The following is a 7428-nucleotide window of genomic DNA, read 5'->3' as shown; positions in this document are numbered from 1 at the left end:
CTCTGCGCCGATGGTACTGCACTCGGGAGGGTGTGGGAGAGTAGGTCACCGCCGGACAATCTTTATGAAAGGGCCCCGACGCCATAGTGCGTCGGGCCCCTTTTTTGCGTGCAACGAGGGCCACCCCCAGCAGCCGGGATGGCCCTCTCTTGCGTTCGGGGACCGGAGAGGTCAGGCGCGTTGCCACAGGGCAGGGACGCTGGGTGGTTCCCAGCCCGCCTGTGACTGGTGCCCCTGCAGGCACCGGTACGACGCGCCTCCATATGTGACCTGGTCACCCGCCTGGTAGGTCACCCCAACCTTCCAGGTGCCGCCGCCCGGAGGCGGGCTTGTCGGTGGGTCCGTGGGCGGTACGCCCTGGACGTTGAGTACGAAGTCAAACGTGGCCTCCCTGCCCGTCCCCACAGTGCGGACGGTCATGAGGAGACGGGGGTCGAAGAGGGTGTCGGTGTTGTTGCGGGGTTCTCCCGGGAAGTAGAGCTGGGTCGTCAGGATCGGCCGGCCGGGGGCCTGCGCCTTGACGTGGATGTGCCGCGTACGGCCTGGGTAGAGGCCGGGAACGACGGTGGTGAGCTTGAAGGCACCCTGGGCGTTGGTGTACTGGTGGCCCCTGAAGTTGTAGGTGACGTTGTCGTACGCGCCGTTCCTGTCCGCCTGCCAGAAGTCCAGCAGCACGTTGGCCAGAGGCTGGCAGGCCAGGCCGAAGACGTAGCCGCTGACCGTCAGCGCCGTTCCCATACCGGGAAGGACCGCGCGTCGCGGGGAGTTCGGCTTGAAGTACGGGCCCTCCATCTGCTCGGGCGTGGGGTCGTCGCCGTCGTCGCAGTAAGGGGTGGGCGTGAGCGGTCCGCCGCTCCCGGCCGCGTTCCGAGCGAGGGCCGGGGCCTGTCCGATCAGGAACGGAACCGGTGTCGCTATGAGAGCCGCCTTGAACAGCGTCTTTCTGCTGATGCCGCCCTGCTTGTCCGCGCGAGTGTTCTCGCCTTCCACGATGTGCCTCCTCGAGAGGGCCTGCCGGGGGGTGGGGCAGGCTGTTTCCCAAGGTGGCATCGCGGGCGCCGGCGTGAGTACCCTCCACTTTTCTATATGGTCCGCAATATGTTCGCCCCGGAGACGGATCACCACCGGGGGTCAGTAGGGTTGAGGGGTGGATTATCGTGCGGTAGAACGCGCGATCCTGGATCGTGGCGTCGAGTGGCAATTCGAGCCGACGCTCGATCGGATCGCGGCCCTTCTTGACCTGCTCGGCTCGCCGCAGCGGGCGTACCCGGTCATACACATCGCCGGCACCAACGGCAAGACCAGCACGGCGCGGCTGACCGAGGCGCTGCTCATGGAGCGCAACCTGCGGGTGGGGCGGTTCACCAGCCCGCACCTGGTGTCGATGCGCGAGCGGATCACCGTGGACGGGGAGCCGCTGAGCGAGGAGCGGTTCGCCCAGGTCTATGAGGAGATCATCCCCTACGTCGAGATGACCGACACGCAGGGGAGGCGCATCTCGTTCTTCGAGCTTCTGACGGCCATGGCGTTCGCGGCGTTCGCCGACACCCCGGTCGACGTCGCCGTCATCGAGACCGGCATGGGCGGTTCCTGGGACGCGACGAACGTGGCGGACGGGACTGTTGCGGTGATCACGCCCATCTCGCTTGACCATACCGATCGGCTCGGACCCGACATTCCGAGCATCGCCTCGGAGAAGGCGGGCATCATCAAGCCCGGCGCCACCGCCGTGCTCGCCCAGCAGGAGCTGGCCGGCGCCGAGGTGCTCATGCGGCGCGCGGCCGAGGTCGGCGCGGTCGTCGCGCGTGAGGGGCTGGAGTTCGGGGTGCTGAGCCGCGAGGTGGCGCTGGGCGGGCAACTGCTCACGCTGCGCGGGCTCAAGGGCGTCTACGACGAGGTCTTCCTGCCGCTGTACGGCGCTCATCAGGCGGGCAACGCGGTCTGCGCGCTGGCCGCCGTCGAGCTGCTGACCGGGGGCGACGACCCGCTGGACGTCGAGCTCGTACGCCAGGCGTTCGCGCAGGCGTCCTCGCCGGGGCGGATGGAGGTCATGCGGCGCACCCCGACGGTGGTGATCGACGCCGCGCACAACCCGGGCGGCATGCAGGCGAGCCTGGACGGGCTGCACGAGGCGTTCGACTTCGCCAAGGTGATCGGCGTCCTGGCCGTCGCGCGCGACAAGGACGTCGAGGCGCTGCTGGAGCTGCTGGAGCCGGTCCTCGACCAGATCATCGTCACGCGGAACTCCTCGCCCAGGTCCCTGGCGCCCCAGGAGCTCGCGTCTCTGGCCGAGCCGATCTTCGGTGAGGACCGCGTCCACGTCGTAGATCGGCTCGACGACGCCATCGACCAGGGGATCGGCATCGCCGACGCCGAGGGCGAGTTCAGCGGCACGGGCGTGTTGATCACCGGTTCGGTGATCACGGCGGGCGACGCGCGCAGGCTACTCAAGGCGGATGATGCAGGATGAACTTTGAGGTCACGCCCGGCATGCGCAGGCTGGGCTCCACCGTGCTCGGCATGGAGGCCATCGTGGCGGCGCTCGTTACGCCCGTGGCGATCAGCGTGGGCGGGGTCACCCCCGGGCTGGCCGTGACCGTCGGCATCGGTCTCGGCGTGCTGTGCGTGGTCGTCGCGGGCCTGCTCAAGAGGCCTTTCGGCTATGTCGCCGGCAGCGTCGTACAGGTGCTGGCGATCTGCACGGGCTTCGTCGTACCGACCATGTTCTTCCTCGGCGCGATCTTCGCGGCGCTGTGGATCACGGCGATTATCGTCGCTCGCCGTGTCGAGGGCGCTACTTCCCGCTAAAGTCGGCCAACATGGCCGTCCCCCCTAGCAAGCGGCCGCCATATCTGGCGCGCCTCAGACACCTATGGTCGCTCGACACACTGCTCGGGCTGCTCGTCGCGACGTCGCTGCCCCTGGCGGTCGTCTCGATCCCCAACACGCTCTCCGTCGTCGCCCGGCTGCTGCCCGGCGAGCTCAACCAGGCGGGGCTCATGCGGACGCACGGGCTCGCCCTGCCCGCCCTGATGCTGACCGTCCCGCTCGCCGCGGCTCTTCTGCGGCGGGTGCCGGTGGCGGTGCTGCTGCTCGTCGGGCTGGCGCTGGTGGCGGTGTCCGAGGCCGCGGGTGGGTACGCGGGCTCCGAACTCCTCGTCGGCGCGGTGCGTGTGGTGCGCGGCGTCGGGGCCGGGGTGATCCTGTCCGCCACGCTGGCGGGCGTCTGGGATCGCGCGCCGGTTCTGCGGGCCCTGTGGGTGGGGGTGTTCGGGCTGAGCCTGCTCACCGCGCAGGCGCTGGCGTTGTGGCCGCTCGATGAGGTGATGAGCTGGCGGGTCACGTTGCAGCCGTACCCGCTGGTGACAGGGGTGGCGCTGGGGCTGGCGGCCATTCACCTGATCGGGTGGATGTCGCTCGGGCGGCAGGCCGAGTCCGTTCCCGAGGGCAGGGAACGCGGCCGGCTGCTGCTGGCGCTCGGGCCCGCGGCGGGCATCGCGGTCGTCGCGATCAGCACGGCTTCCGAGGGCTGGCGGGCCGGGCCGGTGATCCTGCTGGCGGTGGTGGCGGTCGTGGGGCTGCTGGCGCTGGCCTCGATCGGGAGCGGCGAGAGCAGGACGCTGGCGTACACGATGGTGGCGGTCGGCGTGGTGCTGCTGCCCAGCGCCGCTCAGGTGACGCTGGTGGAGATGGGCGGTCTCGGCGGGCCCGGGCTGCTGGGGTTGTGGGTGCCGTATGGGGTGGCGGGGCTGCTCGCGGTCGCGGCCTCCGTGGTGGTGCGTTTGTTCGCCGGGGGTCTGCGGCGCTGGCTCGTGCCCCTGGGGCTGGTGGCGATGGTGGTCGGGCTCTGTTCCGTACGGCTCGTGGTGCCGTCGGCCGACGGGATGGTGCTGGCGGTGCCGTTCAGCCTGCTCGCTGTGGGGGCGGCGGTGGCGATGACGGCGGCGTCGCAGCAGGTCGGGATAGGGGCGGCGGCGTTCGGGCTGTCGCTGTGCGCGGCCGGGGTGCTGGCGGGCTTCCTGCTCGGCGCCGGGGTGCAGATGGCGATGCTGGACGGAGTGCGCTCCGCTCAGGAGCTCATTGACAGCTTCGTGGGGGCGCTGCACTGGTGGGCGCTGATCGGCGGGTTCCTGGTGGTGGCGATCATCCTGCTGGCCGCCGTGATGGCTCGGCGTCCGGTGAAGGACGCCCCGAGTGACGAACCCGGGCAGGTTCCGTGCGCGGGGCCGCCCGTTCCCGCGGACGTGCTGCTCGTACGCGCGCCGGACGACGAGGAGCCGCCCACTCAGGCGATTTCTCGGGTGGTGCTGCCCGTGTCGGCCAAGGGAGCCTTCGACGAGGCTGACGAGGCTGACGAGGCTGACGAGGCTGACGAGGCTGACGAGGCTGACGAGGCCGACGGTGACGACGAAGGGCGGGAGGAGGATGGTTCGTCTCCTGCCGTGCCGCCTCAGGGGCATTCGCCCGAGGACACCGTTTCCTCATAGGCCGTACTGGAACGTTCCTCATGTCTTCCCTCGCGGGGCGGCTTTGCTTATGGAAGCGAGGGGTGTAGGCGGGGGACGGTAAGCTGAGGGCCCTGCTATGGCGAGGCGTGGGCGCGTTTGCCCCCGCGAAGCGTTCTCGCGGCCAGGCCGAGTGCCTGCTGCGACCCCATTCTGTTCGAAGGAGAACTCCAAGTGTCCGAGCGCACTCTTGTCCTGATCAAGCCCGACGGGGTTAAGCGTGGCCTCATCGGTGACGTGATCGCTCGTGTAGAGCGCAAGGGCCTCAAGGTCGTGGCGATGGATCTTCGCACCCTCGACGCCGACACCGCCAAGGCGCACTACGCCGAGCACTCCGAGCGGCCGTTCTTCGGTGAGCTCGTCGAGTTCATCACCTCGGGGCCGCTCGTCGCCCTGGTTCTCGAGGGGCCGCGCGCCGTCGAGGCCTTCCGCGCGCTGGCCGGCGCCACCGACCCGGTCAAGTCGGCTCCCGGCACGATCCGCGGCGACCACGCCCTCGAGATCTCCGAGAACATCGTCCACGGCTCCGACGCGCCCGAGTCGGCCGCCAGGGAGATCAAGATCTTCTTCCCGGACCGGTTCTAGCCTCCTTTCCGCACATTTCTCCCCTTCTTGCCGCTCCGAAGTGCGGTGGCGTAGGGGAATCTCGATGATGTGCGGGGAATGGCGGTGCTTTTCAAGCCCGCGTAGCTTCGGCTGCGCGGGCTTTTCTGTCGGCCGTTCCCCGTATATTTCTCGAACCGCCGATGGTGTGGGCGGGCAGAATTTTGTCGGGGGTTTACCGTAGGGTTTCTCGGTGTTGGACGTTGGATCGCTCCAGTGCGCGATCGGATGTTGTGGTGCAATCCGGGCAAAATTGCGGTTGAGGTAGGGGCAGTAGATTTTTGAGGGACGCGATGGCTCATTACGCCCATCGGTGGGTACGTCACGTTACGATTCGAATTCAATCCGTAGTCATTCGCCAACGACGTTACGGAGGGCTCCGTTTCCCATGGGCAGCAAGCTCGCGTTCCTCGGCCGTGACATGGCGGTCGACCTGGGCACCGCCAACACGTTGGTATACGTGCGCGGCCGCGGCATCGTGCTCAATGAGCCGTCCGTCGTCGCGATCAACACGTCGACCGGCAAAATTGTGGCGGTCGGTATAGAAGCCAAGCGGATGATCGGTCGTACGCCTGGCAACATCATCGCGGTACGTCCACTCAAAGACGGCGTGATCGCGGATTTCGACATCACCGAACGAATGTTGCGATATTTCATCCAAAGGGTGCACCGGCGACGGCATTTCGCCAAGCCGCGCATCATCATCGCGGTGCCCAGCGGCATCACCAGCGTTGAGCAGCGGGCGGTGAAAGAGGCCGGATACCAGGCGGGTGCCAGGAAGGTCTACATCGTCGAGGAGCCCATGGCCGCCGCCATCGGGGCCGGGCTGCCGGTGCACGAGCCGACCGGAAACATGGTGGTCGACATCGGCGGCGGCACCACCGAGGTGGCGATCATCTCCATGGGTGGCGTGGTCACCAGCCAGTCGATCAGGATCGGCGGCGACGAGCTCGACCAGGCGGTGATCACCTTCGCCAAGAAGGAGTTCTCGCTGATGCTGGGCGAGCGCACCGCCGAGGAGATCAAGATCGCCATCGGCTCGGCGTGCGCGTTCGGCGAGGAGTCGCACGCGGAGGTGCGTGGGCGCGACCTGGTCAGCGGGTTGCCCAAGACCATCATCGTGTCGAGCGAGGAGATCAGGAAGGCCACCGAGGAGCCGGTCAACGCGATCGTCGACGCGGTGAAGACCACACTCGACAAGTGCCCGCCCGAGCTGGCCGGCGACATCATGGACCGCGGCATCGCGCTCACCGGCGGGGGCGCCCTGCTCAAGGGGCTCGGCGAGCGGGTCAAGGCCGAGACCGGGATGCCGGTGCACCTGGTCGACAACGCGCTCGACTCGGTCGCCGTCGGCTCCGGCAAGTGCGCTGAGGAGTTCGAGGCCCTTCAGCAGGTCCTGGTGCCGGAGTCGCGACACTGATGAGAGACTCACGCCGTGCCCGGCTGATCCTGGGAGCGCTGCTGACGGCGGCCCTGTTGATCCTGACCGTCGACCACCGCACCGGCGACAGCTCGCCGTTGCGGCCGCTGCGGGCGGCCGGGGCCTACCTGTTCGGCACGGTGGAGCAGTTCGGCGGCGGGATGGTGCGGCCCGTGGGCGGGTTCGTGCACGCCATCCTGACCGCCCCGGCGGCCAAGGAGCGCATCGAGGCGCTCAAGAAGGAGAACGCCAGGCTGCGCACCGGTCTGCTGGCCGGCAAGCTCGACGCCGGTCGCGCCAAGGAGCTCAAGCAGCTGCTCGGGCTGACCGGGACCGGGGGATACAAGGTGGTCCCCGGCAACGTGGTCGCCAGGCGCGGCCGGCCCGGATTCGAGGACGCGGTGCAGATCGACATCGGCACCGGCGACGGGGTGCGGCCGGAGATGACCGTGCTCAACGGTGACGGGCTGGTCGGGCGCGTCATCCACGCCGCCGCGCACACCTCGACGGTGGTGCTGCTCAGCGATCCCGCCCTGGCCGCCGGGGCGCGGCTGGAAGGTGGCAAGGAGATCGGGGTCGTGCACGGGGTGGGGGAGAACGGGCGGCTCGTGCAGTTCCGGTTGCTCGACTCGACGGCCTCGATGAACAGGGGCGGGCGGATCGTGAGCTTCGGGTCGCAGCACGGCAAGCCGTACGTGCCCGGGGTGCCGATCGGGGTCATCGAGCGGGTGGAGTCCACGCCCGGGGAGTTGACGCGCATCGCCTATGCGCGGCCGTATGCGGATCTGACGGCGCTGGACGTGGTCGGCGTGGTGGTGGAGTCGCCCAAGCGGGATCCGCGCGACGCGGTGTTGCCCGCCAAGGAGGGGGCGCGGTGAGCTGGCGATCGGCTGGTCGCGT

The 7428-nt window shown here is 68.8% G+C and carries 7 protein-coding genes; 6 read left to right on the top strand and 1 reads right to left on the bottom strand.

The features are described from left to right. Positions 1-171: 171 nt before the first annotated feature. Entirely contained in the window at positions 172-990 is an 819-nt protein-coding gene (locus ACFPZ3_RS68960; RefSeq protein WP_379525142.1) for a dioxygenase family protein, read from the bottom strand. 157 nt (positions 991-1147) lie between these two features. Between ACFPZ3_RS68960 and ACFPZ3_RS68955 the strand changes: the two genes are divergently transcribed. The 6 genes from ACFPZ3_RS68955 to mreC all read left to right on the top strand — a co-directional run bounded on the left by ACFPZ3_RS68955 (position 1148) and on the right by mreC (position 7406). After that, a complete protein-coding gene (locus ACFPZ3_RS68955) occupies positions 1148-2470 on the top strand; it encodes a bifunctional folylpolyglutamate synthase/dihydrofolate synthase (protein ID WP_379525141.1) in 1323 nt (440 codons plus the stop codon). Next, entirely contained in the window at positions 2467-2808 is a 342-nt protein-coding gene (locus tag ACFPZ3_RS68950) for a DUF4233 domain-containing protein (RefSeq protein ID WP_379525140.1), read from the top strand. The genes ACFPZ3_RS68955 and ACFPZ3_RS68950 overlap by 4 nt, the downstream gene beginning before the upstream one ends. An 11-nt stretch (positions 2809-2819) precedes the next feature. Continuing rightward, positions 2820-4487, top strand: a complete 1668-nt coding sequence (locus tag ACFPZ3_RS68945) for a hypothetical protein (protein ID WP_379525139.1) — start codon at positions 2820-2822, stop codon at positions 4485-4487. A gap of 192 nt (positions 4488-4679) precedes the next feature. After that, positions 4680-5090 carry a nucleoside-diphosphate kinase gene (gene ndk, locus ACFPZ3_RS68940; protein ID WP_379525138.1) on the top strand — a complete coding sequence of 137 codons (411 nt, stop codon included), beginning with the start codon at positions 4680-4682 and terminating at the stop codon, positions 5088-5090. Positions 5091-5496: 406 nt separating this feature from the next. Next, on the top strand, positions 5497-6528 hold the full coding sequence (locus ACFPZ3_RS68935) for a rod shape-determining protein (RefSeq protein WP_379525137.1): 1032 nt from the start codon (positions 5497-5499) through the stop codon (positions 6526-6528). Beyond that, entirely contained in the window at positions 6528-7406 is an 879-nt protein-coding gene (gene mreC / locus ACFPZ3_RS68930; RefSeq protein WP_379525136.1) for a rod shape-determining protein MreC, read from the top strand. The genes ACFPZ3_RS68935 and mreC overlap by 1 nt, the downstream gene beginning before the upstream one ends. Positions 7407-7428: the final 22 nt, after the last annotated feature.

Source organism: Nonomuraea insulae (assembly GCF_042656245.1).
This window is presented reverse-complemented; position numbering and strand designations above follow the sequence as displayed.

What these genes read in the sequence shown, in the direction of transcription:
- ACFPZ3_RS68950 (WP_379525140.1), top strand. Translation starts at nt 2,467, where the DNA reads ATGAACTTTGAGGTCACGCCCGGCATGCGCAGGCTGGGCTCCACCGTG.
- ACFPZ3_RS68945 (WP_379525139.1), top strand. Translation starts at nt 2,820, where the DNA reads ATGGCCGTCCCCCCTAGCAAGCGGCCGCCATATCTGGCGCGCCTCAGA.
- ACFPZ3_RS68935 (WP_379525137.1), top strand. Translation starts at nt 5,497, where the DNA reads ATGGGCAGCAAGCTCGCGTTCCTCGGCCGTGACATGGCGGTCGACCTG.
- mreC (WP_379525136.1), top strand. Translation starts at nt 6,528, where the DNA reads ATGAGAGACTCACGCCGTGCCCGGCTGATCCTGGGAGCGCTGCTGACG.